Source organism: Terriglobales bacterium (assembly GCA_035457425.1).
Lineage (GTDB): Bacteria > Acidobacteriota > Terriglobia > Terriglobales > Acidobacteriaceae > JACPNR01.
This window is the reverse complement of record DATIBR010000073.1, coordinates 16,865-43,176: the sequence shown is the minus strand read 5'-3', so window position 1 is coordinate 43,176 and position 26,312 is coordinate 16,865. Positions and strand designations below refer to the sequence as shown.

30 protein-coding genes and 2 tRNA genes are annotated in these 26,312 nt (G+C 65.9%); 13 read left to right on the top strand and 19 right to left on the bottom strand.

Going from position 1 to position 26,312, the window contains the following annotated elements:
* On the top strand, window positions 1–229 hold a 229-nt coding region (locus tag VLA96_05335), incomplete at its 5' end, for a hypothetical protein (protein ID HSE48611.1).
* Window positions 230–383: 154 nt separating this feature from the next.
* On the opposite strand, the gene VLA96_05330 is transcribed toward VLA96_05335, so the two are convergent.
* The 4 genes from VLA96_05330 to VLA96_05315 form a co-directional block, all read right to left on the bottom strand.
* Window positions 384–989 (bottom strand): hypothetical protein, encoded by a 606-nt coding sequence (locus VLA96_05330; protein HSE48610.1) that lies wholly within the window; start codon window positions 987–989, stop codon window positions 384–386.
* A 118-nt stretch (window positions 990–1,107) separates the two neighbouring features.
* Window positions 1,108–2,874, bottom strand: coding sequence for a DNA polymerase/3'-5' exonuclease PolX (gene polX, locus VLA96_05325; protein HSE48609.1), 1,767 nt, complete (start codon window positions 2,872–2,874; stop codon window positions 1,108–1,110).
* 159 nt (window positions 2,875–3,033) lie between these two features.
* Window positions 3,034–3,261, bottom strand: a complete 228-nt coding sequence (locus tag VLA96_05320; GenBank protein HSE48608.1) for a cold shock domain-containing protein — start codon at window positions 3,259–3,261, stop codon at window positions 3,034–3,036.
* Window positions 3,262–3,558: 297 nt separating this feature from the next.
* Entirely contained in the window at window positions 3,559–4,092 is a 534-nt protein-coding gene (locus VLA96_05315) for an NUDIX hydrolase (protein HSE48607.1), read from the bottom strand.
* 91 nt (window positions 4,093–4,183) lie between these two features.
* On the opposite strand from VLA96_05315, the gene VLA96_05310 reads away from it, so the two are divergent.
* Window positions 4,184–5,032, top strand: coding sequence for a DUF2520 domain-containing protein (locus tag VLA96_05310; GenBank protein ID HSE48606.1), 849 nt, complete (start codon window positions 4,184–4,186; stop codon window positions 5,030–5,032).
* A gap of 78 nt (window positions 5,033–5,110) precedes the next feature.
* Here the strand turns inward: VLA96_05310 and ribA are convergent, their stop codons facing one another.
* On the bottom strand, window positions 5,111–5,710 hold the full coding sequence (gene ribA / locus VLA96_05305) for a GTP cyclohydrolase II (protein ID HSE48605.1): 600 nt from the start codon (window positions 5,708–5,710) through the stop codon (window positions 5,111–5,113).
* 70 nt (window positions 5,711–5,780) lie between these two features.
* On the opposite strand from ribA, the gene VLA96_05300 reads away from it, so the two are divergent.
* Window positions 5,781–7,136 (top strand): histidine kinase, encoded by a 1,356-nt coding sequence (locus tag VLA96_05300; GenBank protein HSE48604.1) that lies wholly within the window; start codon window positions 5,781–5,783, stop codon window positions 7,134–7,136.
* Here the strand turns inward: VLA96_05300 and bshA are convergent.
* The 7 genes from bshA to VLA96_05265 form a co-directional block, all read right to left on the bottom strand.
* Window positions 7,106–8,248, bottom strand: a complete 1,143-nt coding sequence (gene bshA / locus VLA96_05295; GenBank protein HSE48603.1) for an N-acetyl-alpha-D-glucosaminyl L-malate synthase BshA — start codon at window positions 8,246–8,248, stop codon at window positions 7,106–7,108. The genes VLA96_05300 and bshA overlap by 31 nt on opposite strands.
* A 135-nt stretch (window positions 8,249–8,383) precedes the next feature.
* Complete coding sequence (locus VLA96_05290; GenBank protein ID HSE48602.1) at window positions 8,384–9,259, bottom strand: ChbG/HpnK family deacetylase; 876 nt, start codon at window positions 9,257–9,259, stop codon at window positions 8,384–8,386.
* Window positions 9,260–9,380: 121 nt separating this feature from the next.
* The gene (locus tag VLA96_05285) at window positions 9,381–9,794 is read right to left on the bottom strand and encodes a response regulator (protein HSE48601.1); all 414 of its coding nucleotides are present in this window, start codon (window positions 9,792–9,794) and stop codon (window positions 9,381–9,383) included.
* A gap of 245 nt (window positions 9,795–10,039) precedes the next feature.
* Window positions 10,040–10,116 (bottom strand) — tRNA-Asp (locus VLA96_05280).
* 76 nt (window positions 10,117–10,192) lie between these two features.
* A tRNA-Val gene (locus tag VLA96_05275) sits at window positions 10,193–10,269 on the bottom strand.
* 76 nt (window positions 10,270–10,345) lie between these two features.
* The gene (locus tag VLA96_05270; protein HSE48600.1) at window positions 10,346–10,750 is read right to left on the bottom strand and encodes a DoxX family protein; all 405 of its coding nucleotides are present in this window, start codon (window positions 10,748–10,750) and stop codon (window positions 10,346–10,348) included.
* Window positions 10,751–10,869: 119 nt separating this feature from the next.
* The gene (locus VLA96_05265; protein ID HSE48599.1) at window positions 10,870–11,820 is read right to left on the bottom strand and encodes an MBL fold metallo-hydrolase; all 951 of its coding nucleotides are present in this window, start codon (window positions 11,818–11,820) and stop codon (window positions 10,870–10,872) included.
* 79 nt (window positions 11,821–11,899) lie between these two features.
* Between VLA96_05265 and VLA96_05260 the strand changes: the two genes are divergently transcribed.
* The 4 genes from VLA96_05260 (at window position 11,900) to VLA96_05245 (ending at window position 14,603) form a co-directional block, all read left to right on the top strand.
* On the top strand, window positions 11,900–13,195 hold the full coding sequence (locus tag VLA96_05260; GenBank protein ID HSE48598.1) for an MFS transporter: 1,296 nt from the start codon (window positions 11,900–11,902) through the stop codon (window positions 13,193–13,195).
* A 75-nt stretch (window positions 13,196–13,270) separates the two neighbouring features.
* Window positions 13,271–13,717, top strand: a complete 447-nt coding sequence (locus VLA96_05255) for a hemerythrin domain-containing protein (GenBank protein HSE48597.1) — start codon at window positions 13,271–13,273, stop codon at window positions 13,715–13,717.
* 60 nt (window positions 13,718–13,777) lie between these two features.
* Entirely contained in the window at window positions 13,778–14,248 is a 471-nt protein-coding gene (locus VLA96_05250) for a PilZ domain-containing protein (protein ID HSE48596.1), read from the top strand.
* The gene (locus VLA96_05245) at window positions 14,238–14,603 is read left to right on the top strand and encodes a PilZ domain-containing protein (GenBank protein ID HSE48595.1); all 366 of its coding nucleotides are present in this window, start codon (window positions 14,238–14,240) and stop codon (window positions 14,601–14,603) included. Before VLA96_05250 ends, VLA96_05245 begins: the two co-directional genes overlap by 11 nt.
* 73 nt (window positions 14,604–14,676) lie before the next feature.
* Here VLA96_05245 and VLA96_05240 read toward each other — a convergent pair whose 3' ends face one another.
* On the bottom strand, window positions 14,677–15,543 hold the full coding sequence (locus VLA96_05240; protein ID HSE48594.1) for a TrbI/VirB10 family protein: 867 nt from the start codon (window positions 15,541–15,543) through the stop codon (window positions 14,677–14,679).
* A gap of 130 nt (window positions 15,544–15,673) precedes the next feature.
* Between VLA96_05240 and VLA96_05235 the strand changes: the two genes are divergently transcribed.
* A complete protein-coding gene (locus VLA96_05235) occupies window positions 15,674–16,045 on the top strand; it encodes a response regulator (protein HSE48593.1) in 372 nt (123 codons plus the stop codon).
* A 278-nt stretch (window positions 16,046–16,323) separates the two neighbouring features.
* Here VLA96_05235 and recR read toward each other — a convergent pair whose 3' ends face one another.
* From recR to dnaX, 3 genes are all read right to left on the bottom strand, one after another.
* Window positions 16,324–16,923 carry a recombination mediator RecR gene (gene recR, locus VLA96_05230; protein HSE48592.1) on the bottom strand — a complete coding sequence of 200 codons (600 nt, stop codon included), beginning with the start codon at window positions 16,921–16,923 and terminating at the stop codon, window positions 16,324–16,326.
* A gap of 98 nt (window positions 16,924–17,021) precedes the next feature.
* Complete coding sequence (locus tag VLA96_05225) at window positions 17,022–17,327, bottom strand: YbaB/EbfC family nucleoid-associated protein (protein ID HSE48591.1); 306 nt, start codon at window positions 17,325–17,327, stop codon at window positions 17,022–17,024.
* A gap of 7 nt (window positions 17,328–17,334) precedes the next feature.
* A complete protein-coding gene (dnaX, locus tag VLA96_05220; GenBank protein HSE48590.1) occupies window positions 17,335–19,116 on the bottom strand; it encodes a DNA polymerase III subunit gamma/tau in 1,782 nt (593 codons plus the stop codon).
* Between the two features lie 127 nt (window positions 19,117–19,243).
* Here dnaX and VLA96_05215 point away from each other — a divergent pair, with 127 nt between their 5' ends.
* Window positions 19,244–19,600, top strand: a complete 357-nt coding sequence (locus VLA96_05215; GenBank protein HSE48589.1) for an STAS domain-containing protein — start codon at window positions 19,244–19,246, stop codon at window positions 19,598–19,600.
* Between the two features lie 81 nt (window positions 19,601–19,681).
* Here VLA96_05215 and VLA96_05210 read toward each other — a convergent pair whose 3' ends face one another.
* The 3 genes from VLA96_05210 to VLA96_05200 all read right to left on the bottom strand — a co-directional run bounded on the left by VLA96_05210 (window position 19,682) and on the right by VLA96_05200 (window position 22,551).
* The gene (locus VLA96_05210; GenBank protein ID HSE48588.1) at window positions 19,682–20,173 is read right to left on the bottom strand and encodes an SET domain-containing protein-lysine N-methyltransferase; all 492 of its coding nucleotides are present in this window, start codon (window positions 20,171–20,173) and stop codon (window positions 19,682–19,684) included.
* Between the two features lie 47 nt (window positions 20,174–20,220).
* Window positions 20,221–20,433, bottom strand: a complete 213-nt coding sequence (locus tag VLA96_05205) for a hypothetical protein (protein ID HSE48587.1) — start codon at window positions 20,431–20,433, stop codon at window positions 20,221–20,223.
* 99 nt (window positions 20,434–20,532) lie between these two features.
* Entirely contained in the window at window positions 20,533–22,551 is a 2,019-nt protein-coding gene (locus VLA96_05200) for a TolC family protein (GenBank protein ID HSE48586.1), read from the bottom strand.
* Between the two features lie 271 nt (window positions 22,552–22,822).
* Here VLA96_05200 and truA point away from each other — a divergent pair, with 271 nt between their 5' ends.
* The 4 genes from truA to VLA96_05180 all read left to right on the top strand — a co-directional run bounded on the left by truA (window position 22,823) and on the right by VLA96_05180 (window position 26,287).
* A complete protein-coding gene (gene truA, locus VLA96_05195; GenBank protein HSE48585.1) occupies window positions 22,823–23,578 on the top strand; it encodes a tRNA pseudouridine(38-40) synthase TruA in 756 nt (251 codons plus the stop codon).
* Between the two features lie 128 nt (window positions 23,579–23,706).
* A complete protein-coding gene (locus VLA96_05190; protein ID HSE48584.1) occupies window positions 23,707–24,102 on the top strand; it encodes a hypothetical protein in 396 nt (131 codons plus the stop codon).
* Between the two features lie 2 nt (window positions 24,103–24,104).
* A complete protein-coding gene (locus tag VLA96_05185) occupies window positions 24,105–25,355 on the top strand; it encodes a LeuA family protein (protein HSE48583.1) in 1,251 nt (416 codons plus the stop codon).
* A gap of 29 nt (window positions 25,356–25,384) precedes the next feature.
* Window positions 25,385–26,287 carry a thioredoxin domain-containing protein gene (locus tag VLA96_05180; protein ID HSE48582.1) on the top strand — a complete coding sequence of 301 codons (903 nt, stop codon included), beginning with the start codon at window positions 25,385–25,387 and terminating at the stop codon, window positions 26,285–26,287.
* Window positions 26,288–26,312: the final 25 nt, after the last annotated feature.

The following is a 26,312-nucleotide window of genomic DNA, read 5'->3' as shown; positions in this document are numbered from 1 at the left end:
CATTTCGCTGCAGCTGAAGAAGGCGGACCCGAAGAAGAGCAAGTTCACGCTGAACGTGATCGCGGACGACCGGACGATCGAGAAGAAGGACCGGACGGCGTTCGAGCCGATGCAGCTCATCACGGGGCGCGACCGGCAGCTCTACGAGATCGTGGTGATGTCGGTGGAGAAGAACAAGATCAGCGGGTACCTGGCGACGCCGAAGAGCGCGCCGTTCCCGGCTCAGTAGGGAGTACCGAGTAGCGAGTACCGAGTAGGAAAGCCTGAAACGCAGAGAACGCTGAGGACAGAAGAGGTCGCGGAGAACGGCGCCGAAAGGCGCCGTTCCTCTTTGGGGCTAGCGTTTTTTTGCGCACCTCGGGGCGAGGGCGCTACAGGTTCGGCTACTTGGTGATGACGACGGGGCGCTGGTCGTAGAGGTCGAGGCGGACGGCAATGGACTTGCGCGCGTCGAACTGCTGCCTGGAGACGGGAAACATGACGACGATGCGTCCGGCAGCGTCGGTGTCGGGGCGGATCTTGGTCTCCGGCTTGAGCGGGTCGATGGCGTTCTGTTTCAAGTCGGGATAGCCGACGTAGTAGCGGTCGAAGTCGACGAAGGAGGCGGCCTCGTCCTTGATGGGCTCGGATCTGTCGGGCGTGGTGAGCTCGCCGTAGACGGTCTTGATATAAAGCGTGCGGTCGGTCGTGTTGTGGACCTTCACATTGATCGCGACCAGGGTGGTCTTGTCGCCCTTGGCGCCGGTCATCTCGACGGCCTGGATGTCGGTGATCTCGCCGGAGGCGGCGGGCGTGGGGCGGTTCACGAAGGAAACGATCGCAACGATGATGGCGACCGCGCCGAGCGCAATGAGAACGGGGACGATGGGCGGCAACGTCCACTTGGCGCTGTCCATCTCTTCGGTGATGGGGACGTGACCGGCGTCGTGCTGCTGCTTGGGCGGGGGAGTGACGGGGGGAATGGGGGTGGGTTGGGGCTGCTCGGGCATACGCTCCTCGTGCACAACGTGAGATGCAGGATGGCCGCTTAGAGTCTACGCAGATGCGCGCTCGGGGGCGAGCGCGGCACACGCGCCGGCGAGTCGCCGGCGCCTACCCACATCCAATCTAGAGCACGCGCTTCATGGCTTTGGCGAACTGGGAGGGCGGGAGGGTATTGAGGACGTCGTCCTTGGTGAGCCAGCCGCGGCGGAGCTGGAGGATGCCGTAGCGGAGCTTGTCGTAGTGCGTGGTGTGGTGCGCGTCGGTGTTGACGACGATCTTCACGCCGAGTTCCTTGGCACGCTTGAGGTGGGTGTCGCAGAGGTCGAGGCGGTCGGGATAGGCATTGTGCTCCATGGCGATCTTGTTGGTGGCAGCCGCCCGGAGGACGGCGTCGAGGTCGAATCCGTAAGAGTCGCGGCGAAGCAGGATGCGGCCGGTGGGGTGGCCGATGACCGAGACGTGCGGATTGGAGAGCGCCTTGAGGAGGCGGTCGGTCATCTTGGCGGGCTCCTGGCCGAAGTGGGAGTGGACGCTGGCGATGACGATGTCCATCTGCGCGAGGGTGTCGTCGGCGAGGTCGAGGTCGCCGTGCTCGAGGATGTCGACCTCGATGCCGGCGAGGACGGTGATGCCGTCGAGCTTTCTGGCTTCGTCGCGGATCTTCTTGATGTGGGCGAGGGCGCGCTTGTCGTCGAGCCCATTGGCGAAGGCCAGATTCTTGGAGTGGTCAGTGATGGCGCAGTACTTGTAGCCGCGGTCGCGGGCGGCTTCGGCCATCTCGCGGATGGAGTTCTTGCCGTCGGTCTCGACGGTGTGGGCGTGGACGTCGCCCTGGATGTCGCGCTGCTCGATCAGGCGCGGCAGGTTGTGCTCGGCGGCGGCTTCGATCTCGCCGCAGTTCTCGCGCAGCTCGGGCGGGATGAGGTCGAGGCCGAGCTTCTTGTAGACCTCTTCCTCGGTCGCGCCGGCGACACGCCTCTCGCCCTTCACGGTGAAGAGACCGTACTCGTTGAGTGTGAGGCCCTGCTTGAGGGCGCGCTGGCGGAGCGTGACGTTGTGATTCTTCGAGCCGGTGAAGTACTGAAGCGCGGCCCCGAAGGAGTCGGGCGGGAGCAGCCGGACGTCGACCTGCATGCCGGTGCGCAGCTTGAAGCTGACCTTGTTGTCGCCCTGGGCGAGGACTTCGAACAGTCCGGGTGAGCGGAGGATCTGCTCGATGACGGCCTGACGCTGGGCGGCGGACTTCCCATTCTTGCCGGCGAAGATCTTGCCGGTGACGAGCAGGTCGAGATCGCCGACGGTCTCGCGGCCGCGGCGGAGCGAGCCGGCGGGCGTTACCTTTTCGACGCCAGGGGCGCCGGCGATGTGCGCGATGAGCTTCTGCGCGGTCTGGTCGGCTTCGTCGAGATGAAAGCGGCCGGAGATGCGGCGGTAGTTCGCGATGGACTTGAGGATCTTTTGCTCGGTCTTTTCCGAGAGGCGCGGCAGCTCGCGGAGCTTGCCTTCGGTAGCGAGCCTGGCGACGCCGTCGAGGTCGCAGATTTGGAAAGCGTCCCAGATGAGGGCGATGGTCTTGGGGCCGAGGCCGGAGATCTTGAGCAGCTCGAGCATCGAGGGGCGGTACTTCTGCAGCAGCTCTTCGCGCAGTGCGAGCTTGCCTTCAGAGAAGAGCTGCTGGAGGTTGGCGAGCATGCCCTTGCCGATCCCGGGAATCTCGAGCAGGCGCTTGGGTTCGGAGATGAGCTCGGAGATCTGGCTGGGATAGGACTCGATGGCTTCGGCAGCGCGGCGATAGGAGCGGATGCGGAAGGGGTCGTCGTTCCGGACCTCCATGAGGTCGGCGGTCTCGTAGAAGATGTTGGCGAGCTGCTTGTTGTCGAAGGTGGGCACGGGAAAAAGTCTACCGTGGACAGTGGACGGTGGACAGAGGTCGGCGCGCTGCTCTCCACCGTGCACTGTCCACAGTCCACAGCAATAAAAAACCCAGCTACGGGAGCCAGGTTTCTGCGCTAGGTACGGAGTGATGCGCGAAGGGTTCGCGGTGGTGGCTTACTGCTCGGACATGCTCTGGAGCCTCACCACGTTCTCTGCCTGCGGACCTTTCTGGCCCTGCGCGATCTCGAACTCGACATCGTCGCCTTCCTGCAGGCTCTTGTAGCCTTCGGATTGGATCGAGCTGTAGTGCACGAAGACATCCGCGCCGCCATCCTCGCGGCCGATGAATCCGTAACCCTTGGCATTATTGAACCACTTCACTTTGCCTTTCAAACGAGCCACTTGCTTTCTTCCTCCCGCACCAAGCCATGGCGTGCGCCGCCTTCCCGCCGAAAGAGCGGAGAAGGAGGCCCGAGTGCAGACCGGTGCACGTGCGTAAGGCTTCAAACGGTCCAGACACCCGTTGGAGCTGAGGAAAAACCCTCGCTTGCTAGGAACCCCTGGGCTTGCAGTCGTGGAAACCTGATTTGGAGCTGTTGACGAGTATTTTTACAGTGGTAATGCGATATGTCAATGGCGCGGAGACGTGAAAAGCCGCTGAAAATGCGGGTTTGGCGCGATTTGGAGGGCTAAGGTGGGCTAGGGCCTTGCAGAAGAAGCGAGCGCGAGAACGGCGGAGATGGTCTTGCCGTCGCGCAGCTTGCCGCGGGCGGCGGCGCGGGCGAGCTGGCGGAGCGGGAAGAAGCGGGTGCGGATGGCTTCGTCGGCTTCGGGGCGGGGGCGGCCGCGGGTGAGCCCGGTGGCGAGATAGACGGCCATGGTCTCGTCGAGGAAACCGGGGGAAGCGTAATAGAAGAGGACGCGGCGCCAGCGGCGCGCGGTGTAGCCGGTCTCCTCGAGCAGCTCGCGCCTGGCGGCGGCGAGGGCGGATTCGCCGGGATCGATGCGTCCGGCAGGGAGCTCCCAGAGGAAGGCGTTGGCGGCGTGGCGGTATTGGCGCTCGAGCAGGACGCGGCGGCGGGAGTCGAGGGCGAGGATGACGACCGAGCCGGGGTGGCGGACGACGTCGCGGCGAGCGGAGATGCCGCCGGGCTCGCGGACGCGCTCGGTCGTCACGGAGAAGACCGGGCCGCGGTAGGCGACGCGGCGGGAGAGGACCTTGGCTTTCGGCATAAATCAAAAACCTACCACAGAGACACAGAGACACAGAGAAAGGCAAAACGCAAAGGGGAAAGGCGAGAGGCGATTTGATAGTCTGACGCGGATGCGGAAGCCGAGTATTGCGCTGATCGGTGCGGGGGCGCTGGCGCGGGCGCTGGCGCCGGCGCTGAAGCGCGCGGGATATCGCGTGACCGAGGTGGCGTCGCGGGAGCCGGCGCGCTCGCGGGCGCGAGCGCGCGCGGTGGCGCGGAGCGCCGGAGCGCGGGCGGTGGAAATCAGCACGGCGAAGCTCGACGCCGACGTGCTGTGGCTGTGCGTGCCGGATGCGGCGATCGCAGAAGTTGCCCGCGCGCTGGCGCGCGGGCGGGAGTGGCGTGGGAAGATCGCGCTGCACTCGAGCGGCGCGCTGGCGAGCGACGAGCTGCGCGCGCTGCGCGCGCGCGGCGCGAGCGTGGGGTCGCTGCACCCGATGATGACGTTCGCGGGGGCGAAACCGCCGGCGCTGCGCGGGCTGACGTTCGCGATCGAAGGCGATGTCCGGGCTGCCAGGGTCGCTCGGCAGATCGCCGGGGACCTGGGCGGGGAGGCGTTCGCCATCCAGAAGGCGAAGAAACCGCTGTATCACGCGCTGGGGTCGTTCTCGTCGCCGCTGCTGGTGATGCTGCTGAGCGAAGCGGAGCAGGTGGGCAAGGCGGCGGGGCTAGAGCCGGCGCAGACCGCCAAGGTGGTGCGGGCAATCCTGCGGCGGACACTGGAGAACTACTTCCACGGCGGGGCGGCGGCGGCGTTCAGTGGGCCGATGCGCCGCGGCGACCTGGTGACGATCAAGCGTCACATGAAGGAATTGCGGAAAGTGCGGGGAGCGGTGGAAGTTTATCGGGCGCTGGCGAGGGCCAGTCTGAAACGATTGCCGGTGGGAAATCGGAAAGAGATGGAGCGGCTCCTCTATTAGGCGACCTCAGATGCTTCGTCGCTGCTCGCTCGCTGACGAAAGCGCTCGCTCGCAACGCTCCTCAGCATGACCCATAAACTACCGTGTGGTGAAGAGGTGGCCGAGCTTTTCTTTCTTGGTCTTGAGATAGTTCTCTGAGGCGGAGTGGGCCTCGACCTCGCAGGGGACGCGCTCGACGACGGCGACGCCGGCGCGGTTGAGGGCGGCGACCTTGTCGGGGTTGTTCGAGAGCAGCCTTACTTCCTTTATTCCCAGCGCCTCCAGGATCTGCGCGGGCAGCGCGAACTCGCGCTGGTCGGCTTTGAAGCCGAGTTCGACGTTGGCTTCGACGGTGTCGCGGCCCTGGTCCTGGAGCTCATAGGCCTGGAGCTTGGCCATCAGGCCGATGCCGCGGCCTTCCTGCTGCTCGTAGACGAGGACGCCGGCGCCGGCGGCCGCAATCTGGGAGAGCGCGAGCTCAAGCTGCTGGCGGCAGTCGCAGCGGAGCGATCCGAAGACGTCGCCCGTGAGGCACTGCGAGTGGATGCGGACGAGCGGCGGGGCCTTCTTGAGGTCGCCGAGCACGAGGGCGACAGCTTCCTCCTTGCGACGGTCGTCGCCAACCAAGGCCTCGAAGCCGAGGATGCGGAAGTGTCCCCAGCGGGTGGGGAAGTCGGCTTCGGCTACCTTCTTGAGCATATATGGATTATAGGGCGCGCTCGGGGGCGAGCGCGCTACAACTCCGTTGGCGTGCTAGAGTCTCGGGGTCATGGACCAGAAGCTCATCCTGATCACGCTGCTGGTGAAGCTGGGCGTGGCGGCGGCGGTGGCGAGCGCGGTGGGGCGGTCGAAGGAGTTCAAGCGGCTGCTGTTCCGCGAAGACCGGACGCTGGGGCAGACGATCGGGTTCATCACGTTCATGGCGGTGCCGATCGGACTGGGGATCTGGGTGCGTCAGAACGTGCGCAACTTCCTGGCCGCCGACATCGCGTTCGAGAGCGTGATCATCATGGGGGTGATGGGCGGGCCGCTGGCGGGCGGGCTGTACGGCGCGCTCGTGGGCCTGCCGGCACTCATCAACCAGGAGTACGCGACCGTGCCGTTCTTCGCGGCGGTCGGCGTGCTGTGCGGGATGCTGCGGAAACTGGCGACCGACCACGAGGAGATCTGGTCGTTCTCGCCGTTCCTGGACGTGAGCGTGTACCGCTGGATCAAGCGGAACATCCGGCGGCCGCGACTGGACTGGCAGACCTCCTTCTTCCTGGTGATCATCGCGCTGACGTTCGTCGAGATGCAGCTGGGGCGGGCGCTGCCGGGGCGCATCTTCACGCTCGAGATCCCGCGGCAGCAGTGGCTGGTGCTGCTGGCGCACTACGCGACGACGATCGCGGTGGTCGCGATCCCGCTGAAGATCTGGAACCTGACGCGCATCGAGATGAAGCTGGAAGAGCAGGAGCGGCTGCTGCTGCTGGCGCGCATGGAAGCGCTGCAGAGCCAGATCAACCCGCACTTCCTGTTCAACACGCTGAACTCGATCCAGTCGCTGGTGCGGGTGGACCCGGATTCGGCGCGCGAGCTGATCGTGAAGCTGGCGAACATCCTGCGGCGGATCCTGAGCCGCAACGAGGCGTTCGTGCAACTGCGCGAGGAGATCGAGTTCATCGACGATTACCTGGACATCGAAGTGGTGCGGTTCGGGCGGGACAAGCTGCGCGTGAACAAGGAACTCGACCCGGCGTCACTGGACGTGGTGGTGCCGGCGATGATCCTGCAGCCCATCGTGGAGAACGCCATCAAGCACGGGCTGGCGCCGAAGGTGGACGGCGGCTCGATCACGCTGCGCTCGAGCCTGCGCGGGGAGCACGTGCTGATCGAGGTGGAAGACGACGGCGTGGGCGTGACGCCGGACGCGCCGACCTCGCAATCGGGCATCGGGATGGCGAACGTGGCCGAGCGGCTGAAGGTGCTGTACGGGGAAGCGGCGCGGCTGGGGATCGGGGAGCGCGATGGACAGGGCGGGACGCGGGTGACGCTGGACTTTCCGGTGCTGGAGTCGCTCGATTCCGGGCCGGTCGCGAACGCCGCGACGGCGATCTACGAGGCGCGCTCGAGCACGGTGCGGTAGAACTGCTCGTACTGCGGAATGATCCTGGAAGCGCAGAAGCGCGACTGCGCGGCGCGGCGCGCGGCCTTGCCCATCTCGCGCAACGTGTTCTCATCCGACAACAAGTCGATGGCATAGCGGGCCATCGTCTCGACATCGCCCACATCCGCGAGGAAGCCGGTGGAGCCGTGGTCGATGACCTCGGGCACGCCGCCGACGCGCGTGGCGACGCTGGGGACCTCGCAGGCCATGGCTTCGAGCGAGGCGAGGCCGAACGACTCGAGCTCACTCGGCATGAGCATGAGGTCGGCCATCGGGAGCTTCTGGTTGATCTCGTTCTGCTTGCCGAGGAAGCGGACGCGTTCCTGGATGCCTTTGCGGCGGGCGAGCCACTCGGCCTGGGAGCGGTCGGGGCCGTCGCCGATCATGAGCAGCATCGCGGGGAGCTTCTTTTGGACGCGGTCGAAGATCTCGATGACGTCGGGAACGCGCTTCACGGGGCGGAAGTTCGAGAGGTGGACGAGGACGCGCTCGTCGTCTTTCGCATACTCGCGGCGAAGTCTCTTGGCGTCGGCGTAACGCATGTAGAGATCGCAGTTGACGAAGTTGTGGATGACCTCGATAGGGTGCTGGATCTCGAATTCCCTGATGGTGCGGTCGCGCAGGTAGCTCGAGATGGAAGTGACGCCGTCGGACTGCTCGATGGAGTACTTGGTGATGGGGAGATAGGAGCGGTCGGCGCCGACCACGGTGATGTCGGTGCCGTGCAGCGTGGTGACGAAAGGCAGGCGGCGCGAGGGGCGGGCGGCGGCGAGCATCTGGCGGGCGAGCATCGCGGAGACCGAGTGCGGGATGGCGTAGTGGACGTGAAGGAGGTCCAACTGGTGGACGTCGGCGACCTCGGCCATGCGGGTGGCGAGCGCGAGGTCGTAGGGCGGGTACTCGAAGAGCGGATAGTTGGAGACGTCGACTTCGTGGAAGTGGATGTTGGCGTGTTGGGTGTTGAGGCGGATGGGCTGCTTGTAGGTGATGAAGTGGATCTCGTGGCCGCGCGCGGCGAGCTCCATGCCGAGCTCGGTCGCGACGACGCCGGAGCCGCCGTAGGTGGGGTAGCAGGTGATCCCTATCTTCATCGGATGCGAAAGGTATGGATGAGCGTGGGGCCGGGAAGATTCAGATTGTAGAGGACAAGTACCGAGTACCGAGTACCAAGTACCGAGTACCGAGAAAAACGGAACACGAAGGACACGAACTACGCACAAAGGACCTCACGACACGGGGGCAAGGTCGGCATAAGAGATGAGCTGGATGTCGCGGGCGGCGAGGAGGTCGCGGGCGGCGGGCGAAGTGAGAACGTGGAGTTCGGCCTCGCGGGAGGCGCGGAGGCGGGTGCGGACGCCGGAGAGCGCGGAGTCGTTGTAGCCGGGGTGGCAGACGAACTCCCAGGTGCCCTCGGGAATGCAGCCAGTGATGGCCTCGAAGAGGCGATGGTCGAGAGCGCCGGTGGCGACGATGCCGAAGGTGCCGTCGGTGGTGGCGAGGCCGGCGTCCGAGGCGGCGCGGCGGAACCGATCGGCGTACCGGCGCAGGACTTTCACCTCGGTGTAGCGCTTCCAGAGCCTGGGACGGCGGAGCAGGCTGGCGTACGCCAGCGGCTTGATGGGCGCGAACGGGTTGCGGACTGCGGGAATGCCGCAGGCTCGAGCGGCGCGGAGGAGCGGCGCGAGGACACGGGGGAACATGTGCGAGTGCTTGTGGGTGTCGAAGTGGGTGAGCTGGAGGCCGGCGGTCTGGAGCTTGCGGAATTGGGCGGCGGCTTCGCTTTCGAGGTCCTCGGCGGAGAAGACGCCGGCAAGGGCGCGGCGGACGAAAGCGGGATAGCTGCGGTAGAGCTCGGCGGGGTGCTTGGGGTCGAGCAGGGTCTTCGAGCTTGCGGAGAGCGGCGAGCCGTCTGTAAGCACGACGTGGCAGCCGACCTTGAGCGACGGTGTGGCGCGGGCGAGAGTCACGGCTTCGTCGAAGGCGGCGGAGCAGGCCATGAGCGTGGCCGAGGTGATGACGCCGCGGGTGTGGCCCTCGAGAATGGCGCGGTTGACGCCGGGAGTGAGGCCGAAGTCGTCGGCGTTGATGATGAGGCGGCGCACCGCGACAGGATAGCAATAAGCGGCAAGCGACAAGCAATCAGCGCGCCGGCGAGTCGCCGGCGCCTACCCACAAGAAAAAGCCCGGCCGAGGGCGGCCGGGCTACCACTTCGTTGGGAAGCCCTAAACGGCCTTGGCGGGGCGGCGGACGGAGTGATCGCTGGGGACGGTCTCCATGGTGGTGCTGCCGGGCTTCTCGCCGAGGTAGAGCTTGATCTTGTCGAGGAGAGCGGGGAAGAGCTCTTCCTTCTGCAGACAGGCGTTGACGTCCTTGCCGCCATCGATGGGGCCGTAGCCGGTGACGATGATGACCGGGATCTGGGGGCTCTTCTCGTGGATCTTCTGGGCCAGCTCGACGCCGTTCATCCCATCCATGCGGAAGTCGGTGACGAGGATGTCGAAGTCTTCTTCCTCGAACTTGCGGAGGGCATCCTGGGCGTTGTAGGCAGAGACGGCGCGGTAGCCATGCATCTCCAAGATCTCGCAGCTCAGACGCGCCAGGACTTCATGGTCGTCGACAAACAGAATGGCTCGCATGGAGCTTTCTCCCGTCGCTCGAAGGTTCTAAGGACTGCCCGGGTGGATAGGGTGTCGGCGGCTCCCGGGTTGCCGGCGACCGCTGCTCTGGTTGGTTTCACGAGCAGCTACAAAGGATGCCTAGCGGTAAGAATTTCACCCTGCCGCCACGGCTGGCCGGCGCCAGAGCCTTACCGCGAATCAGGAGATTTTACCCCTGAATGGAGAGGCACGCGGGCGGCTAAGGTGCGATTTTCAAAAAAGAATGGCGGGGACGACGGGACTCGAACCCGCGGCCTCTGCCGTGACAGGGCAGCGTTCTAACCAACTGAACTACGTCCCCGCATATTGACCGTAGACGTGGGAGGCTGCGGAACCTCCACTCCTTCTAGCTTGGGCAGGAAGGGGTACGGGACGGATGGTGGGCAGTGCAGGACTCGAACCTGCGACCTTCTGCTTGTAAGGCAGACGCTCTAACCAACTGAGCTAACCGCCCCCGGATACAGCTTAGCGCAGAAACGCAGATGCGCGTCCTGAATCAGTATACGGGCGCGCGCGGAAATCGGTCAACGCTAGGAGCGGAGCGGCAGCACGGCACGCAGGCGCGGTTCGCGGAGCGCGAGGCCGACCCAGGTGAGCACGCCGCAGACGACCGCGGTGGGCCAGTTGCCGTCGTTGATGTGGACGTGCGTGGCGACGGCGCCACCGAAGTACGCGGTCATCATGATGGCGCCGAAGACGGCGGTCTTGGGGATGAGGAACAGCAGCGATGAGACGAGGGCGAGCACACCGATAGTCAGCACTGCACTGTCAGGGAAGCCCATTTGCTTGGCGCCTTCGACGGCCTGCGGCATACGAGTGAGGTTCATGACGGCGCCCATCAAGACCAGGGCGGCGGGAATAAGGCAGAGGACCCAGCCGGTGATGAGCCTGGCCTTTGACGGCTGAGCAGGAGAGGGGGACGGTGCAGTGTTCATGGAACCTCTGATGGTGCGGGAGCATTCTCGGCTTCATTCTTTCGCGGGTGGCGGCGAGGACGCCGCCACCCCTGCCGGCGGGACGCCAGCGCTCCGGTCGTGAGCGCCAGCGCTCCGGGCTAGGGTTTCGGCCGCTCGCTGCCGTGGCCGTGCGGCTTGTAGGTTTCCTTGCCGGTCTTCGAGTGCGTGACGTCGTCGTAGAGCGCGTCGATCCAGTCGTTGGCCTTGATGAAGCCCTTGCCGTACGGGTCCTCCCACTGGGCGAGGAGCTTGGCCTGCTTCATCTGGTCGGGAGTCTGTTTCTTCGCGACCGCGGCGGCGACGACGGCGCGGGTGTCCTTGATCATCTGGATGAACTTGCGGACGTCGTCGGCGGTGGAGAGGGGGCCGTGGCCGGGGATGAACTTGGCGTCTGCCGGGACGGTGGCGAGGACCTTCTCGCAGCCGGCGACGAGGCCGGAGACGGTGCCGCCGTTCTCGGTGTCGATGAAGGGGAAGCCGTAGCGGACGAAATCGTCGCCCATGTGAACGACGTTCGCCTTGGGAAAAAAGATGACCGAGTCGCCGTCGGTATGGCCGTTGGGGAAGTGCAGCGCCTGGATGTCTTCGCCGTTGAGGTGGACGGTGAGCGAATCGTCGAAAGTGATGATGGGCAGGGCGTCTTTAGGCGCGGGCGGGGTCGGCGCGCCAAAGCGCTTGATCTCGGTGCCAGCGGCCATGCGCTTGCGAACGTTGTCGTGCGCGATGAGGGTGGAGCCGGACTGGGCGAAGGGCTCGTTCCCGCCGGTGTGGTCGCCGTGGTAGTGGGTGTTGAGGACGAAGCGCACCGGCTTGTCGGAGATGCCTTTGAGCGCGGCCTGGATCTTGGGTGCGAGCGGGGCGAACTGGTCGTCGATGATGACGATGCCGTCTTCGCCGACAGAGACGCCGATGTTGCCGCCGGCGCCGGTCAGCATGTAGACGCCGTCGGAGACTTTCTCCGCCTTGATCTCGACTTTGGAGAAGTCGCGGTCCTGTGCCGCGACGAGCGCGGCGGCGAGCAGCACGGAAACGAGTACGGACTTGCGCATGAGCCCTCCGGAAGAATCGAGAGTGTAACAGACGCGCGAAGTGTTGGGTCGTCACCAGGTTTGCTAGCATCGAAAAGACATGGAGCCACCCGCACTACTGAGGTCGCTGCGGCACAGGAACTATCGGCTCTTCTTCTCCGGACAACTGATCTCGTTGATCGGCACGTGGATGGACACGGTGGCGGAGGCGTGGCTCGTCTACCGGTTGTCGCACTCGCCGTTGCTGCTGGGAGTGGCGGCGTTCGCGAGCCAGATCCCGGTGTTCCTGCTGGCGCCGTTGGGCGGCGTGCTGGCCGACCGCTACGACCGCCGGAAGATCCTGCTGTGGACGCAGGCGCTGAGCGGGATCCAGGCGATGATCCTGGCGATCCTGACGTTGACGCACGTGGTGACGATCTGGCACGTGATCATCCTGGCGGCGGGGCTGGGGATCGTGAACGCCATCGACATGCCGACGCGGCAGGCGTTCGTGGTGGACATGGTGAGCCGCGATGACCTGATGAACGCGATTGCGCTGAACTCGTCGATGTTCAACGGCGCGCGGGTGGTCGGACCGGCGGTGGCGGGCCTGGTCGTGGCGGCCATCGGGGAAGGCTGGTGCTTCTTCGCGAACGCAGTGAGCTACCTCGCGGTGATCACCGGGCTGGTGATGATGAAGATGGAGCGCCGGCAGCGGCACTCGCAGATGCCGTCGGCGCTGAGCCAGATCAAGGAAGGCTTCCGCTTCGTGGCCGGGGAGAAGGCAGTGCGGGCGCTGCTGATCCTGCTGGGCGTGGTGAGCCTGTTCGGGATGTCGTACTCGGTGCTGATGCCGGTGTTCGCGGACCAGATCCTGAAGGCCGGGCCGCGCGGTCTGGGTCTGCTGATGGGCTGCGCCGGTGTGGGAGCGCTGGCGGGCGCGGTGTCGCTGGCGCTGAAGCGAGAAGTGAAAGGGCTGGGGCGGTGGATCATGCTGGGCGCGAGCGGCTTCGGCGTGGCGCTGATCCTGTTCTCGCAGTCGCGGATGGTGTGGCTCTCGTGCGTGGTGCTGCTGTGCGCGGGCTACGCGCTGATGGTGCAGATGTCGTCGTCGAACACGCTGATCCAGTCGATGGTGCCGGACCGGCTGCGCGGGCGGGTGATGGCGATCTACGCGGCGACGTTCATGGGGATGGCGCCGCTGGGCGCGCTGCTCTCAGGTACGCTGGCGCAGCACATCAGCGCGCCGATGGCGGTGGCGCTGGGCGGGGTGGCGTGCATCGCGGCGGGGGCGGCGTTCGGGATGGCGCTGCCGAGGATCCGTCCGCACGCGCGCCGGCTGATCGTGGCGCAGCAGGCGGAGGCCGCGGCCCCGACGCAGCAGATCACCGGCGGCACGGTGGTGGGCGACACTTAGTCGCTGTCTTTTCGGCGCGCGGACCATATAATCGGCGCACTTTTCATCGTTCGGTGGACAGGTCAGGAGCGGACCATGTCGGAGAAGCAGGCGGGACCGCGTTCGGACGCGCAACAGGCGCTGCTCCGTTCGGAAAGAGTCGTGGAGCAGGACCACGTCGAGATCCGCCGCATGCTCGAACGGCTGCGCACCAGCACGGACATGCGCGAGCTGACCGACGTGCTCGGGCAACTGGTCGAGGCGCTCGCGCTCCACTTCCTGAAAGAAGAGCAACCGCAAGGATTCTTCGAGTCGCTGGTCGGGTGCCTGCCGGAGCGGCGGGACGAGATCGCGGGGCTGCGGCAGGAGCACGCCGGCATCAAGGAAGCCCTCGGGCGGCTGTGCCGGACGGTCGCGCAGCCCGGGATGAATCACGTGGCCGTGCACGCGGCTTCCGCAGGGCTGCTGCAAGCGCTGGCGGAGCACGAACGGCGGGAGCACGAGCTGGCACATGCGGCGTTCGCGGGCGACGGAAACGCCTGACGGATGAGGTCAAAAAGGCAGTATGATTCGCCGTCCCCCGCAGGAGAGACAGGAGCGCTCGTGGACGCGACCGGGTCATCGCGAAGCGACATCGCGCGGCGGCTGCCGCGGCACGAGGCCGACAACCGCGTGACGATCACGCTCGACAAGAGCGGTGGCCGGGTGGTGCGCGGGCGCTGCATCAACGTGAGCGAGGCGGGTTTTGGCGCGGTGCTCGCGGGCGAGGTCGAGCCGGGAACGGCCGGGGACGCGAAGCTGACGCTGCAAGGGCTGGAGGAGCCACTGCTTTTGCGCGCCGAGGTTCGCAACCGTCACGGCTTCACGCACGGCTTTCAATTCCACGAGATAAGCCCCGAGCAGCGCCGGACCCTGATGCGCTGGGTGCGCGCGGCGTCGCACGAAGACACCATCAGCATGGACGCGGCGCACGCGATGAATACCGAGCACAGTGACACGCCGCACGAACCGGGCGAGAGCACGGGGCAGTTCCCGGCGTTGGGCGACGAGGCGGAGCCGAAGGATGGCGAGTAGTTCGGCACTCGATACGGGGAAGTGGCGGATCGCGCGAAGCTTTCCGCGCTTCGCCACCGACCTGGTCACGCGCGTGCATTCGTCGCTAACGCCTTCCGAGCGCGAGCCGATGCTGGGCCGGATGGTGGACATCGGGCTGGGCGGCGCGTGCGTCATCGTGGCGGAAGGGAAGCTGGAGATGCGGCAGAAGGTGGTCCTGGAATTTCGCTTCCCCATCAGCCTGCAACCGCTGAAGGTGAAGGCGAGCGTGCGGCACTGCCGCAACGAGAACCGCTACGGGTTCCAGTTCCTGGACTTGCAGCCGGAGGAGCGGGAGAAGATCAGGAAGGCGTGCGCGACGCTGAAGATCGTGTAGCGAGTACCGAGTACCGAGTCAGTGAAAGGCCGCCGGGAGGGCGGCCATTGTAGTTCAAGCGATACTTTAAGTCTTACCGCGGAGTCACTGGTTGCTGCGGTGGCGGTGAGGCGGGCACGCTGATGACCTGGTCGAGGCGCAGGACGAGGCCGCTGTGGGCGGGGATGTTCACGTCTTTGCCCTTGGCGGCAAGCACGTAGCCGCCGCCGGCAGCGGCGCCGATGGCGAGACCCTTGAGAGCGGAGCCGAAGATGAGGCCGGCGACGGTGCCGACCGCGGTGCCGATGCCGACGTTCTTGGCGACCTCGGTGCCGGAGGTGCGCGACTCGACCTGGCCTTCTTCGTCGGTATTGCCGGGGCGCGAGCCGCTGGTGTCGCGCACGGAGACGAGCGTGGCGGTGAGCGGGATGCGGGTGCCGTCGTTCAACACGAACTCGCGGAAGCGCAGGTTGAGGCGGCCCTTGCCCCGAGCGCTGGGCAGCACCTTGCCGGACTCGGCTTGCGCGACCTCGCCGTTGATGCGCGAGCCGCTCGGAATGCCGATGTGGCCGTCGGTGGCCATCAGCGGCTGATTGAGCGTAGCGGTGAAGCGGTCGCCCGGCTTGGAAGTCTTGCTGGAGAGCGGCGTATCGAGAGTGGCCTTGATCTCGGTACCAGCCGGGACGGTGACGACGCCGGCGGGATTCGCAGTGCTTTCCGGCGCGCGGTGCTCGAGCACCGGACCAGTGGAGGGTTCCTGCGGGGGCGTGGTGTCCTGCGGCGGAGGCGCCTGGCCGGCGCGCGGGTCTTCGGTCGAAGGTTGCGGAGCGGCGGTCTGCTGCGACCCGGTCTCGGGATTCGCGGTTGTGGTCGTCTGATTGCTTGGAGCCGAGGTCGTCTGCGACCAGGTCATGGAGACAAGGAACAGGAAGGTCAGGATGAGAGCTGCCGGTTTCCGCATGGGAACGCGCCTCCTGGGCCGCCAGTGGGTTGGAGCGCAACGCGCGCATGAGGGGTTGTGTGAGCCGCAGTGGCGGCGGCATGGGGTTGCGATGTGCTACAAAGTGGTAGGTGATTTCGCGGGAGGATGAGTGGCAGAAGCGAAGACGAAACCGAAGGTCCTGGTGGTGGATGACGACCGCGTGATCGCGGATACCCTGGCCGTTATCCTGGGGCAAAGCGGGTACGAGGCTTCGGCAGTCTATTCCGGAACGGAAGCGGTGGAGCACGCGAGAGCGGTGCGGCCGGACCTGATCATCTCCGACGTCATCATGCCCGACATGAATGGGATCGAGGCGGCGATCAGCATCCGGCAATTCCTGCCGAAGACGAAGATCCTGTTGTTCTCAGGGCAGGCGGCGACGGCCGACCTGCTGGAAAACGCGCGCAAGCAGGGGCACGAGTTCGAGATCCTGGCGAAGCCGGTGCATCCGGCGGACCTGCTGGCGAAGCTGAAGAGCTAGTACCGAGTACCGAGTGACGAGTACCGAGTGGCCGCGTGAGCGGCCATTTTCGTTGCGCGAGCGAAATGAAAACAGGAGGAGGGGAGGAGAGGAGGGACTCTCTTCTTTTGTGTGTTGGGACCGCGAGCATTCTTACTCAAGAAGAGGGAATGGAGGTGAAGTGTTCCCCGCATTTTCCTCTTTCGTGAGCGACAAGGGCTGTAGTGCTAAGAAAAAGCAAAAAGGTCCTCCTCCCTCCTCTTCTCCTCCTGTTTTCATTTTTTCGACAGCGGAAGGAACTATAGTTCGCGGCGGCCTTCCATGGCCTTCAGCATGGTGACCTCGTCGGCGTACTCGATGTCGGAGCCGACAGGGATGCCCATGGCGATGCGCGTGACCTTCACGTCGGGACGCTTGATGGTCTTCGAGAGATAGACGGCGGTGGCTTCGCCCTCGACGGTCGGGTTGGTGGCGATGATGACCTCGTCGACCTCGCCCTTATCGATACGGCGCGTGAGGTTGGAGATGCGGAGCTGCTCGGGGCCGACGCCGTGCAGGGGCGAGATGCTGCCATGCAACACGTGATAGACGCCGTTGAAGTGGCGGGTCTTCTCGATAGCGGCGATGTTCGTGGGTTCCTCGACCACGCACACCAGGCGCTGGTTGCGGGTGGGACTGGTGCAGTAGGTGCAGGGGTCGACGTCGGTGATGTTGTTGCAGACGGAGCAGAGGCGGAGCTTCTCCTTGACGTCGCGAACGGCCTCGGCGAGGGCGTGGGCGTCGTCGTCGGAGGAGCGCAGGATGTGGAAGGCGAGCCGCTGGGCGGATTTTCCGCCGATGCCGGGGAGCTTCTTGAGCTCCTCGATGAGGCGCGCCATGGGTTCGGCGAATTTCGACATTTTCGTTTGTGGCGCTCCCTCGCGCTGCGCCGCGCCCCGTTCGCGCGGACCCTGCAACCGTCTGCTACGGCGCGGCTGAAGCCGCGCCCCTCCGAAACCTAGAGGCCCGGGATCCCCCGGCCGCCGAGCAGGCCGCCGACGGTGGACTTGATCTCGTCTTCGACGCGGCGTGCGCCCTCGTTGACGGCAGCCAGCACCAGATCCTGGAGCATCTCGACGTCGCCGGACTTCACCGCTTCGGGATCGATGGTGATGGCGAGCAGCTGCTTCTGGCCGTTCATGCGGACCTTCACGGTGCCACCACCGGCGGAGGCCTCGACCACGGTCTCGGCCATCTTCTTCTGCAGCGACTCGTATTGTTCTCTCGCCTGCGACATCAGGCGCTGAAGGTCGAAACCAGCCATACGACTCCTACTTTCTGTTCTTGTGGTCGATGACGCTGCGGATCTCGGCGCCGAACTTTTCCTGCATGCGGCGGACGACGGGCTCGTCGGCGACGCGGCCGCGCGGCGAAGCGGGCGGCTTGGCGGCGGCGCCGTTGCCGTTGGTGTGGCCGTTGCCACCGTTGGCTCCGACGCCGACGACCTTGAAGCGGAGCGGACGGCCGGCGGCTTCCGCGAGGGCGGAGGTCAGCAAACGCTTGGGTTCTGGGCCCAGCGCCATGTCCACCACGGCGGGCGACTTGGGGACGTTGATGAGCAATTCGTTGCCGGTGAGCAGCCACTCGCCTTCGCTGAGCATGTAAGCGAGGGTGCGCTGGCCGGCGGATTCGAGCGCGGCGACGACGCGGTCACGCAGAGAGTCGGGCGAGAGGTCGGGCGCTTCGGCGACTGCGACGGCAGCGGCTGCGGGCGCGGCCGACGGCGGCCGGGCTCCAACTTCGTTGGCGGAAGACATTTCGCCCTTGCGAGCGCGGTCACGCTCGAAGGGGGAGAGGCGCGGCGGCTCGGGCGCGCGTGAGGTGGCGGCGGGCGCCCTCGAGGTCGAGGGCGCTACACCGGTCGAAGGCGCGACGTTTGCGTGCGCGCTCGAGGGCGAGCGCGCCACAACCGTGTTGGCGGCGCTGAGCAACTGCTCAAGCGGGAGGAGGCGCTGGGCGTGGACCATCTTCAGAATGCCGAGCTCGAGGTGGAAGCGCTGCTCCTGGCGGTAGCCGAGCTCGTCGGCGGTGCGGAGCATGATGTTGAGAAAGCGCGCGAGATCTTCTTCGGAGAAGCGTTCGGCGAGGGCGGCGACACGCCTGCGCTCGTCGGTGGAGATCTGAAGCAGCGGGGAATCGCCACCGGCAACCTTGGCGACAAGCGAGTTGCGCAAGAAGCGGACGAGCTGGCGGGCGAAATGCGTGGGGCTCTGGCCTTCCGAAACCAGCTTGTCGACCAGACGCAGAGCGTCATCGGCGGAACTGCGGGCGACGGCGTCCATGACCTGCTCGAGTATCTCGGTGGAGACGGCGCCGACGAGCGAGCGGACGAGGTCGGCGGTGAGGGTGGTGCCGCAGCAGGCGATGGCCTGGTCCATGATGGAGAGGGCGTCGCGCATCGAGCCGTCGCCGGCCTCGGCGAGGACGGCGAGAGCGTCGTCGTCGGCCTTGATCTTCTCGGCCTTGGCGATGTCGCGGAGCTGTCCGACGATGTCGGCGAACTTCACCGCGTGAAAGCTGAAGTGCTGGCAACGCGAGCGAATGGTCTGGGGGATGTCTTCAGGCTGCGTGGTCGCCAGCATGAAGACGACCCAGGGCGGCGGCTCCTCGAGGGTCTTGAGGAGGGCGTTGAAGGCGGCCTCGGTGATCTGGTGGGCTTCGTCGAGGATGAAGATGCGGAAGCGGTCGCCGCGCGCGGGCTGGCCTTCGGAGGTGGCGATGATGCCGCGGACCTCGTCGATGCCGCGGTTGGTGGCGGCGTCGATCTCGATGACGTTCATGGCGCCGACGGCGCCTTCGCGGATCTCGCGGCAGGAATCGCAGACGCCGCAGGGCTCGGCCTGCGGGTGGTCGCCCGCCTTGCAGTTGAGCGACATGGCGAGGATGCGCGCGACGGTCGTCTTGCCGATGCCGCGGTGTCCGGAGAAGATGTAGCCGTGGGCGATGCGGCCCTGCGCGATGGCGTTCTTCAGCGTCCGGGTGACGTGCTCCTGCCCGATGACGTCGGAGAACTTCTGCGGACGATACTTGCGCGCCAGGACCTGGTAGCTCATGCGGGAAACCAGATTATACGTTAGTGCTGTGCCGGCATTTTCCTGGGATGTGGCTTGCAAAAACACGCGGTGGAGGAATAGGCTTTGCGTCCGGACTGCCGCACCCCTTGTCGGCAGGAGGTAGGAGATGAGCTTGAAGATCACCACCAAACAGGTCGACGGCGTGACCGTCGTGCACTGCAACGGCAGGATCGTGTTCGGGGAAGAGGCCGCCAGCCTGCGCGAGCAGGTGAAGAACCTGCTGACGACGCAGAAGAACATCGTGCTGAACCTGGGCGGCGTGAGCTACATCGATTCGGGCGGGCTGGGAACGCTCGTGGGCCTCTACACTTCGGCGCGGGCCGCCGGTGGCGACATCCGGCTGGCGAACCTGACGCAGCGCGTGGGCGACCAGCTGCAGATCACCAAGCTGGTGACGGTGTTCGAGGTCTTCGACAGCGAGGAGAAGGCGGTCAATTCGTTCAAGGCGACGGCGACCGCGTAAGGCCAAGATGCGTCGTCGCTGCTCGCGCGCTGGAGAAAACGCGCGCTCGCGACGCTCCTCAGCATGACTCTTTCGGGAGATTTAAGCCGCACGGTTGTGCGGCTTTTTTCTTTTGGCGCGGGTGGCGGGTCTCTCCTTCGCGCGCGCGAGCCTTTTCAAGCGAGCGATCTCGGCGGGCTCGTACATCGTGCCGCGGCATTTGCTTGCGCCGCAGGAGCAGGGCGCGTCGTCGAGGTCGTCGCCGTCGTAGAGGTTGTAATCGTAGGTGAGCTCCTCACCGGGGGCGATGTCGCGGAGGGCGACGATCCAGACGTGGCCGTCGATCTCCTCGGTCTCACAGTTAGGGTCGCAGGAGTGGTTCACGAAGGCGGCGGTGCCGTGGCCGTCGATGACGGTGTTGCCGTCCTGCATGCCGAAGAGGTACGTGACCTCGTCGGCAGCGTAGAGGTTCTCGCAGGCCGAGGCGGGGAGGCGCGGGCCGGTGTACTCGACGACCCGTGTTCCCTTGGCGATGGGAGCGGTGGTGTAGCAGCCGACGGCGTGGATGGCGGAGGAGCGGAGGATCAATCCCATGACGCAGGGGATTGGATGCCAGGCGTCGTCGCGGAGTTCCAGCGGCACTATTCCTGGCAGTTGTGCTGGGCGACGTGGGCCTGGATGGCGTTGGAAGCGCGCTGGATGCGGCGCTGCAGGAAGCCTTCGTAGTCCATGTTATTGGGACGCGCGGTGCGCTCATGGATGCTGCGCTCACGGGCGCGGGCGCGGCGGTCCTCGAGTTCCTGGCGGAGCTGTTGCGCTTCGGTGCGCAGACGGATCAGGTCAGTGCATTCCATGGGAGACGGCAGAGATTATAACGAGAGACGGCTGAGGATTTGAAGTGGGCAGCAAAGAAAAACGGCCGCCCCGGAGGGCGGCCGTGGGGAACAGCCGAACTACTTCTGTTGCTGGTTGAGGTCGGTGCGGGGCGCGACGCCCTGGACGTTCGGCATGCGGTTGACGACACCGATCTCGGCGTCGCCGAGCGAGATACCGACGCGGTCGAGGGTGAGGCCGGTGACGCGGTCGAGCTCGACGCGGGACTTCTCGTAGGCCGACGTCGACAGCACGACGTTCGACTCGGCCTGCGCCAGGTCACGCTGCGCCTGCAGGACGAGCGTGTTGGTGGAAGCGCCGAGCTGATACTTCTTCTGCTCGGCTTCGAGCGACTGCTGGGCGAGGTCGCGCGCCTTTTGGGCGGCGGCCACGCGGGCACGGTTCTGCTGAAGCGCGTACTGCGCGTTGCGGACTTCGATGGAGACCTGGTTCTGAAGCTGCTGCAGGCGCATCTGCGCCTGGCGGTACTCCAGCTCCGAGCGCACCTGGTCAGCCTGCGCGGCGCGGTTGCGGATGGGGATATTGAAGTTCAGCCCAACGGCGTAGTCGGGCGCGGAGTTGTCGAAGTTGCGAGCGAAAGCGTTGTTCCAGCCGGTGCGAGGAGCGCACGGCGGTTCGAGTGGGCCGCCGCAGGGCGCCAGAGCGTTCTGCTCGCCGGCGAGACCGGAGCCGCCGTACCAGGCGATGAGGTCCATGCTGGGGAGCAGGGCATTGCGGGCCGACTTCTTGGTGATGTCGCGGTTAGTCAAGTCGATGCGGGCCTGCGCGAGCTCCGGACGATGGCCCATGGCGTCGCCGATGAGGTCCTGGATGGGAACGACCGGCTCCTGCTCGGGGAGCGACATGGTGTCGGTCGGGATGACCGGCGCGGCGGCGAGTTGCGGGTCGGTCAGGTTGCGGCTGATCGCGTTCTTCATCAGGAGCTGCTGGAGCTGGAGGTTGGTCTGCGAGACGATGAGCTCCTGCTCGCGGGTCGCGACCTCGGATTCGGCGCGCGTGATCTCGATGGGCGCCAGCGTGCCGATCTCTACCTGCTTCTTGTTGTCGGAGAGGGTCTTGTTGGCGAGTGCGACCGAGCGCTCCTTCACCTTGACGTCTTCGTAGGCGTTGACCAGGTCCCAGTAGATGTTCTGGATCTGGGAGACGGTGGTCTGCACCTGGTTGCGGAAGCCGATGTCGGAGATCTCACGGTTGTTGCGCGCGATGCGGATGAAGCGGCGGTTGGGGCCGGTGCCGAAGCCGGCCAGCAGGTGCTGCCGGACGGTGAGGCGGAAGCCGGACGAGAGCTCGGGGACCAGCGTGGTGAACAAGCTGTTGGTCGTCTGGCGGGAGTTCTGGAAGCTGACCGTCATCGCGGTGCCGGTGCTCCAACCCTGGAAATAGGTGAAGTTGGCGGTGCCGCTGTTCTGCTGGAAGTTCGCGGTACCGGTGGTCACGGTGTTGGCCAGCGGGAAAGTGGCGTGATTGATGGTGAGGTTGGAGCTGAGGATGGGGTCGAAAGAATCCACCGCAGTACCCACGCCGCTGGTTGAGGCGACGATGCCGCCGGTGCCGGTACCGGCGCCGCCGGCGCCGGAGGTGGTGCCGCCCGCGCCCGCGCCGGACGCGCCGGTGCCAAAGCCACCCACGCCGCCGCCCGGGGTGCCCTGGACGAGGCCGGTGTTGACGCCGCGGACCGACCCGCCGGACTTGGTGCGGAGGATGTCGGTATCGGCGATGGAGAGGTTGTAGCGCGCGATGGCAAGGTCGAGGTTGTTCTCGAGCGCCAGCGCGATGGCGTCGTTCATCGAGAGATAAAGCGTGCCTTCGCGGACGAGCTGGTCGATGCGCGGGGTATTGGCGAAGACCGGCTCGGGGACCTCGCGGCCCACGTAGGGCGTGACCAGGAAGGGAAAGTGCGAGCGCGGCTTGGAGTAATCCTGCATGGTCGGCGTGACGCGTTGCGGAGCGGAAGCGCTCGCCGAAGGAGCGGGCGGTGCGGGTTCCTGGGCAGCGGCCGGCAGGGCCATGGGCGCAAGCAGCGCGAGCACCAGGGCCAGCGCCAAAGATTTGAGGCGGAACGAGGAACGGATCGGCATTCCCTTATCTCCCATCACGAAAGACGATGACTTTTCCATGAATAGACGGCAGAGCATCCTTACAGACTGTATAAATCCGAAATCGTCAACGAGTTATACGCAGTTTGGCCGCCCGCGGTTCCTTTTTCTCTACCGGCAGGACCGCGCACGGGACCGCATGTTCAGCTTCCCGGGAAGTGGCATAGTATAAACCCGGCGGTACAGCGAAGCATTAGAGAAGCTGAGCGACGTGGTTTAGACGGTCCCAGCCCCCGCCAGTCACGAAAAAAGATTGCGCCGCAGCCTGAAAATCACGCTCGCCTACGACGGCTCGGAGTTCTTCGGGTGGCAGGTGCAGCCCGGGAGGCCGACCGTCCAGGCGGAACTGGCGGCGGCGCTCGAGCGGATCGCGGGTTGCCGGGAATTGCCGCAGGGGTCAGGCCGGACCGATGCAGGCGTCCACGCGCTGGGGCAGGTGGCGAGCGTCGCCATCGAGAGCCCCATCCCGGTCGAGAACCTGGTGATCGCGCTGAACGACGTGTTGCCAGCGAGCATTCGCGTGCTGAAGGTGGAGAAGGCGCGGGCGAGCTTCCACGCGCGGCGGTCGGCCAAGAACAAGACCTACCGGTACCGGATCTGGCGGAGGGCGATCTGCCCACCGTTCCTGGCGCGGTATGTGACGCACCACCCATGGCCGCTGGACGTCGCGGCGATGCAGCGGGCGGCGAAGCGAGTCATCGGCCGGCACGATTTTACGTCGTTCGCGGCGGTCGATCCGGAGAAGCGGCGGGCGGGCGAGACGCGGTCGAATGTCCGGACGGTCTATGTATCGCGCTTTCGCCAAGTAGGCGATGAATTGGTCTACGAGGTCCGCGGAAGCGGGTTTCTGCACCACATGGTGCGGAACCTGGTCGGGACGTTCCTGCTGGTGGGCAAGGGAACGCTGAAGCCGGCGGACGTGCAGGCGATCCTGAAGAAGAAGAGCCGGTCGGCGGCGGGAGCGACCGCGCCGGCGCAGGGACTGTACCTGGTCGGCGTGGAGTACTAGCCAACGGTACCGCCGGCGGCCTTGGCCTGGGCGCTCTGTGCGCGATGAGCGCGGCGGGAGAAGCGGCGCAGAGCCGAGGTTACAAGCATTCCATCGGGTACAATCGGCGTGATACGGAGAGCATAAGGATGGCGACTTCCACGGTCGAAGTTCCCCAACTGCCCAAGCACAAGACGAAGCTGAAGAAGGCGGGGCAGCGCTCGTGCAACGAGAAAGACGCGAAGGGCAAGATCTGCGCGGGGCACCTGAAGCGCTGGTATTACGCGGCCGACGTGGCCGAGCAGGAGTGCGGAGACGTGTCGGCCGCGCTGGGCGAAAACGCTGAGATCTACCGCTGCGAGCACTGCAAGACGCTGTATTTCCCGAACCCGGCGGACTTCCGCGGTCTGAACGTGGCGGGGCGGGGAAGCATCTCAGATTTCGGGCTGACGATCGCACCGAAAGACGACAAGGCGGGGACGCAGCAGGCGACCGGGCATCCGAACCCGCCGGCGAAGCAGGCGGACGCGCTCGGGAAGAAGTAGCCGTGAAGCATCACCACCTCATTCACGACTGGAATACGAAGCAGGCGAGGTTCAAGCCGGGCGCGGGACGCGTCCTGCTGAACGACGAATCGCTGCGCGACGGGCTGCAGTCGCCATCGGTGAAAGACCCCAAGATCGAGCAGAAGATCGAGATCCTGCACCTGATGGAGGACCTCGGGCTCAACATGCTGGACATCGGGCTGCCGGGCGCGGGACCGCGGGCCTACGGCGACGTGGAGCGGCTGGCGCGCGAGATCGCGGAGTCGCGCATGAAGATCAAGCCGAACTGCGCGGCGCGGACGCACAAGAACGACATCACGCCGGTGGCGGAGATCTCGCAGAAGGTGGGGATGGCGATCGAGTGCGCGACGTTCATCGGGTCGAGCCCCATCCGGCGCTACACCGAAAACTGGACCGACGACTTCCTGCTGAAGACGACGGAAGAGGCGGTGACGTACGCGCGCTCGCTCGGGCTGGACGTGATGTACGTGACCGAAGACACGTCGCGCTGCGATCCCGAGACGGTGCAGCGGCTCTATTCGACGGCCATCCGCTGCGGGGCGAGCGCGATCGTGGTGTGCGACACGTGCGGGCACGCGACGCCGGACGGTGTGCGGGCGCTCATTCGGTTCGTGATGGACGAAGTGGTGAAGCCGTCGGGCGAGAAGATCCGGGTGGACTGGCACGGGCACTGCGACCGCGGGCTGGCGGTAGCGAATTCGTTCGCGGCGCTCGAGGCGGGAGCGGACTGCGTGCATGCCTGCGCGATCGGCATCGGCGAGCGGGTGGGCAACACGCAGATGGACCAGATGCTGGTGAACCTGAAGCTGATGGGCGTCTCGCCGTGGGACAAGCAGGACCTATCGAAGCTGAAGGAGTACTGCGACAAGGTTTCGCAGTACACCGGCGTGCCAATCCCGAAAAACTACCCGGTGGTGGGCGCGGACGCCTTCCGGACGGCGACCGGGGTGCATGCGTCGGCGGTGATCAAGGCGCTGAAGAAGGGCGATCGCGCGCTGGCCGACGAAGTGTACTCGGGCGTGCCGGCGAGCGAGTTCGGGCTGAAGCAGTCGATCGAGGTCGGGCCGATGTCGGGGAAGTCGAACATCATCCACTGGCTCGAGAGCCGTGGCATCACGCTGGAAGACGCGGTGGTCGAGCGCATCTACACGCGCGCCAAGGCGTCGGACCGGCTGCTGACCGAGCAGGAGATCCTGGAATGCTGCCAGGGCGCGGCCGCGAAGTCGGGCTAGAGGACGAATCCATCCGAGAGAGAACTCCCTTGAAACGAATCCTTGTGATTGCAGTGCTGCTGGGCAGTCTCGCGCTCGCGCAGAGCAAACCGGCGGTGAAGCCAGCGGCGCCGAAAGCGGCAGCGCCGCAGCCGGCGGCCACCGGACTACCGACGGAAGCGACGGTCGATTCCTTCATCCGGCACTACTGGGGCTACAACCCGCAGTTGCAGTGGAAGGTGGACCTGATCGAGGCGTCGGAGGTGCCGGGGATGGCGGATGTGCTGGTGACCTTCGCGGGCGACCCGCCGCAGCGGATGCGGATGTACGTGAGCGCGGACGGTGAGCACGCGATCGTAGGCGAGGCGCTGCCGTTCGGCGCCGACCCGTTCAAGGACGAACGCGCGCTGCTGGCGGCGAAGGCCAACGGTCCAGCGCAGGGCGCGCCGAAGCCGAGCGTGCTGATCGTGGAGTTCAGCGACCTGCAGTGCCCGCACTGCAAGGCGGCGCACCCCATCCTGGAACGACTGATGAGCGAGGAGCCGCAGGCGCGGCTGGTGTTCCAGAACTTCCCGCTGCCGAACCATGACTGGGCGCAGAAGGCGGCGCAGTACGCCGACTGCGTTGGGCAGAAGAGCAGCGAGCAGTTCTGGAAGTTCGCAGGCTCGATCTTCGAGGCGCAGCAGAGCATCACGGCGGCGAACGCCGACGAGAAGCTCATGCAGCTGGCCACGGCGGCGGGCGCGGACGGCGCGGCGATGAAGGCTTGCTCGGCGCTGCCGGCGACGTCGCAGCGCGTGAAGCAATCGTTCGATCTCGGCCGGCAGCTCGACGTGAGTGGCACGCCGACGGTGTTCGTGAACGGGCGGCGGATCTCGTCGCTCGGGAGCCTGCCGTATGAAGAGCTGAAGGCCATGGTGGACTTCGAGGCCGAGATGGCGGGGAAGAAGTAGACGCATTCCGCGCCGGCAGGTCTCG

What these genes read in the sequence shown, in the direction of transcription:
- VLA96_05330 (HSE48610.1), bottom strand. Translation starts at nt 989, where the DNA reads ATGCCCGAGCAGCCCCAACCCACCCCCATTCCCCCCGTCACTCCCCCG.
- VLA96_05315 (HSE48607.1), bottom strand. Translation starts at nt 4,092, where the DNA reads ATGCCGAAAGCCAAGGTCCTCTCCCGCCGCGTCGCCTACCGCGGCCCG.
- VLA96_05310 (HSE48606.1), top strand. Translation starts at nt 4,184, where the DNA reads ATGCGGAAGCCGAGTATTGCGCTGATCGGTGCGGGGGCGCTGGCGCGG.
- ribA (HSE48605.1), bottom strand. Translation starts at nt 5,710, where the DNA reads ATGCTCAAGAAGGTAGCCGAAGCCGACTTCCCCACCCGCTGGGGACAC.
- VLA96_05300 (HSE48604.1), top strand. Translation starts at nt 5,781, where the DNA reads ATGGACCAGAAGCTCATCCTGATCACGCTGCTGGTGAAGCTGGGCGTG.
- bshA (HSE48603.1), bottom strand. Translation starts at nt 8,248, where the DNA reads ATGAAGATAGGGATCACCTGCTACCCCACCTACGGCGGCTCCGGCGTC.
- VLA96_05285 (HSE48601.1), bottom strand. Translation starts at nt 9,794, where the DNA reads ATGCGAGCCATTCTGTTTGTCGACGACCATGAAGTCCTGGCGCGTCTG.
- VLA96_05270 (HSE48600.1), bottom strand. Translation starts at nt 10,750, where the DNA reads ATGAACACTGCACCGTCCCCCTCTCCTGCTCAGCCGTCAAAGGCCAGG.
- VLA96_05265 (HSE48599.1), bottom strand. Translation starts at nt 11,820, where the DNA reads ATGCGCAAGTCCGTACTCGTTTCCGTGCTGCTCGCCGCCGCGCTCGTC.
- VLA96_05260 (HSE48598.1), top strand. Translation starts at nt 11,900, where the DNA reads ATGGAGCCACCCGCACTACTGAGGTCGCTGCGGCACAGGAACTATCGG.
- VLA96_05255 (HSE48597.1), top strand. Translation starts at nt 13,271, where the DNA reads ATGTCGGAGAAGCAGGCGGGACCGCGTTCGGACGCGCAACAGGCGCTG.
- VLA96_05245 (HSE48595.1), top strand. Translation starts at nt 14,238, where the DNA reads ATGGCGAGTAGTTCGGCACTCGATACGGGGAAGTGGCGGATCGCGCGA.
- VLA96_05240 (HSE48594.1), bottom strand. Translation starts at nt 15,543, where the DNA reads ATGCGGAAACCGGCAGCTCTCATCCTGACCTTCCTGTTCCTTGTCTCC.
- recR (HSE48592.1), bottom strand. Translation starts at nt 16,923, where the DNA reads ATGTCGAAATTCGCCGAACCCATGGCGCGCCTCATCGAGGAGCTCAAG.
- VLA96_05225 (HSE48591.1), bottom strand. Translation starts at nt 17,327, where the DNA reads ATGGCTGGTTTCGACCTTCAGCGCCTGATGTCGCAGGCGAGAGAACAA.
- dnaX (HSE48590.1), bottom strand. Translation starts at nt 19,116, where the DNA reads ATGAGCTACCAGGTCCTGGCGCGCAAGTATCGTCCGCAGAAGTTCTCC.
- VLA96_05215 (HSE48589.1), top strand. Translation starts at nt 19,244, where the DNA reads ATGAGCTTGAAGATCACCACCAAACAGGTCGACGGCGTGACCGTCGTG.
- VLA96_05210 (HSE48588.1), bottom strand. Translation starts at nt 20,173, where the DNA reads ATGGGATTGATCCTCCGCTCCTCCGCCATCCACGCCGTCGGCTGCTAC.
- VLA96_05205 (HSE48587.1), bottom strand. Translation starts at nt 20,433, where the DNA reads ATGGAATGCACTGACCTGATCCGTCTGCGCACCGAAGCGCAACAGCTC.
- VLA96_05200 (HSE48586.1), bottom strand. Translation starts at nt 22,551, where the DNA reads ATGCCGATCCGTTCCTCGTTCCGCCTCAAATCTTTGGCGCTGGCCCTG.
- VLA96_05190 (HSE48584.1), top strand. Translation starts at nt 23,707, where the DNA reads ATGGCGACTTCCACGGTCGAAGTTCCCCAACTGCCCAAGCACAAGACG.